Source organism: Rugamonas violacea, from assembly GCF_016461825.1.
Lineage (GTDB): Bacteria > Pseudomonadota > Gammaproteobacteria > Burkholderiales > Burkholderiaceae_D > Rugamonas.
In genome coordinates, this window is sequence record NZ_JAEMNU010000164.1 from 1 (window position 1) to 2,843 (window position 2,843).

Here is a 2,843-nt window from a genome sequence, read left to right on the forward strand (position 1 = left end):
GCCGCGCCTGGCCCGCCTGGTAGGCGAAGGCGCTCAGCACGGGATGGGAGAACAGTTCGCGCAAGCCCAGCTCGATGCCCATGACCTCGCGCAGTCGCGACATCAGTTGCACCGCCAGCAGGGAGTGGCCGCCCAGTTCGAAGAAGTGGTCGTTGCGGCCCAGGCCCTGCAACCCCAGCAGGTCTTGCCAGATGACCGCGATGGCCTGTTCCAGCTCGCCTTCCGGCGCCGCATAGGGACGCGCCGCCAGCGCCATCATGTCCGGCGCCGGCAGGGCTTGGCGGTCCAGCTTGCCGTTCGGCGTGAGCGGGAAGCGTTCCAGCGTGACGAAGGCGAGCGGCACCATGTACTCGGCCAGATGCCGGCCCAGTTCACTGCGCAGTTCGGCCGCGCCGCCCGGCGTGCCGGTCAGGTAGGCCACCAGGCGCTTATCGCCCGGCACGTCTTCGCGCGCCAGCACCACCGCCTCGCGCACGCCCTCGCAGGCCGCCAGGCGCGCCTCGATTTCACCCAGCTCGATGCGCAAGCCGCGGATCTTGACCTGGAAGTCGTTGCGGCCCAGGTATTCGATCGCGCCGTCGGCCAGCCAGCGGCCGACGTCGCCCGTCTTGTACAAAGTGCCCGCGCTGAACGGGTCGGCGATGAAACGCTCGGCCGTCAGTTGCGGACGATGCAGGTAGCCGCGCGCGACGCCGATGCCGCCGATATAGATCTCGCCGCTGACACCTTGCGGCACGGGTTGCAGATGGGCGTCCAGCACATACAGGGTCGTATTCCCCAGCGGCCAGCCGATCGGCACGATGCCCGGGTGGGCGTCGTTGCAGCGCCAATGGCTCACGTGCACCCCCGCCTCGGTCGGACCGTACAGATTGTGCAGCTCGACCTGCGGCAGGGCCGCCAGGAAGCGCTGCTGCAAGGCGTAAGGCAGGGCCTCGCCGCTGCACAGCACACGGCGCAGCATGGCGCAGTGCCGCAGCTCGGCTTGCTGCATGAAGGCGTCGAGCATCGACGGCACGAACAGCAGCGTCGTCACCTGCTCGCGCACGATCAGCTCGCCCAACTGGCGCGGATTCTGGTGCGCCTTGGGCGGCGCCACCACCAGCGTGGCGCCGTTGAGCAAGGGCCAGAACAACTCCCAGACCGAGACGTCGAAGCTGATCGGCGTCTTCTGCAGCACGCGTTCACCGGCCTCCAGCCGATACGCGCTTTGCGCCCAGCACAGCCGGCTGACGGCCGCGTCGTGCTGGTTCATCGCCCCTTTCGGCTGCCCGGTCGAGCCGGAGGTGTAGATCACGTAGGCCAGGTGGGACGGCGTCAAGCCCGCCACCACCGGGTTGTGGAGCGGCTGCGCCGCCAGGCCGGCGTCGTCCAGATACTGCAACCGCGCCGTGCCGTCCACCTGCAGCGGCAAGCCGCTGTGCGTCAGCACGACCTGCGGCGCGCAATCGGCCAGCATGTAGGCCAGGCGCTCGGCCGGGTAGTCCGGGTCGAGCGGCACGTAGGCGCCGCCCGCCTTCAGGATGGCCAGCAGGCCGACCACCATGCCCAGGCTGCGCTCGGCGCAAATGGCCACCCGCGCGTCCGGCTCGACGCCGAGCGCCAGCAGGCGGTGCGCCAGCTGGTTCGCTTGCCGGTTCAGCTCGGCGTAACTGAGCACCTCGCCTTCGAAGCGCACGGCCTCGGCGCCGGGACTGCGCAGCACCTGTTCCTCGAACATCTGGTGCAGCAGCTTGTCGCGCGGGAAGGCGACGTCGGTGTCGTTCCAGCCGCGCGTCAACTGCTCGCGCTCGACGGCGTCCAGCAGGTTCAGCCGGCTCACGCTTTGCTGGTCGTCCTCGACCATCGCCTGCAACACCGCGCGCAGGTAGCCCACCAGCCGCCGCGCGGTGTCGGCTTCGAACAGCGCGGTCGAATAGATCAGGCCGCCAACGAGGCTGTCGCCGGCCTCGCTCATCGACAGCGACAGGTCGAACTGCGCCGTCGTATGCGGCGTGGCGACGCCGCTCAATTGCAGGCCGGGCAGGCTCAGCCCGCCACCGCCCGGCGTGTTGTTCATCGCGAACATCGTCTGGAACAGCGGGCTGTGGCTCATGCTGCGCTGCGGCTTGAGCGCGTCGACCACCTGCTCGAACGGCACGTCCTGGTGGGCGTAGGCGTCGAGCGTGCCGGCGCGCATCCGGGCCAGCAGGGCCGCCACGCTCGGGTCGCCGTCGGCGTTCACGCGCAGGGCCAGGGTGTTGACGAAAAAGCCGATCAGGTGTTCCGTCTCGCCGCGCTGGCGGTTGGCGATCGGGCTGCCGACCACCACGTCCGATTGTCCGCTGATGCGCGACATCAAGATGCCCCAGCCGGTGAGCAGGGTCATGAACAGCGTGGCGCCGTGGCGCCGGCTGAGCTGCTTGAGGGCCTGCGTCAGCTCGGCCGTCAAGGTGAAATCGACACTCGCGCCGGCGTGGCTTTGCTGGGCCGGACGGGGATGGTCGGTCGGCAGGGCCAGCAGTTCCGGCACGCCGGCCAGATGGCCGCGCCAGTAATCGAGCTGGGCTTGCAAGGCCTCGCCCTGCAACCAGTCGCGTTGCCAGACGGCATAGTCGGCGTACTGCAACGCCAACGGCGGCAACGGATCGCCCCGCCCCTGGCTGTACGCCGCATACAGCGCGCTCACTTCCCGCACCAGCAGGCCGATCGACCAGCCGTCGGAAATGATGTGGTGCTGATTAATCAGCAGCAAATGCTCGTCCTCGCCCAGACGCAGCAGCTGGCCACGGATCAACGGTCCTTGGGCCAGGTCGAACGGCGTGCTGAAGAAATCGACGCTGCCGCGCTCGACGGCGCTGCGCTGC

General features: G+C 69.1%; 1 protein-coding gene. It reads right to left on the reverse strand.

The genetic code is table 11. The features are described 5' to 3' along the window. The coding region (locus H7U20_RS31140) for a non-ribosomal peptide synthetase (RefSeq protein ID WP_199762743.1) at positions 1-2,843 on the reverse strand (2,843 nt) is incomplete at both ends.